We start from the raw sequence: 230 nt of genomic DNA, 5'->3' as shown, positions 1-230 counted from the left end.
AAACCGGCAAAGTCTTTTAATCCCAGATCGATGCCCACGTCAGCCTTACCTTCGACAGGGGCCTGCCTGGCTACTTTGACGGTGATATTGATGTACCAGCGACCTCGTGCGTCTTCTGAAATGGATCCGACTCCGAGATGGTACTTGGCCAACCCGTAGCTATCCCACAAGCACAAAGGCGTATCGATACCGGACATCCAGAGTTGACCGTTACGGTAGCTTAGTGCTGA

General features: G+C 52.6%; 1 pseudogene. It reads right to left on the bottom strand.

Features of this window, described 5'->3' with window-relative positions:
• Nucleotides 1-230 (bottom strand): annotated as a pseudogene (locus QN395_RS21565) (RNA-guided endonuclease TnpB family protein); the annotation flags it as partial.

Origin of the sequence: Undibacterium sp. RTI2.2 (assembly GCF_035018705.1) — a bacterium.
Taxonomy (GTDB): Bacteria; Pseudomonadota; Gammaproteobacteria; order Burkholderiales; family Burkholderiaceae_D; genus Undibacterium.
The sequence above is the reverse complement of the archived record's forward strand: the minus strand, read 5'-3'. Positions and strand labels throughout refer to the sequence as shown.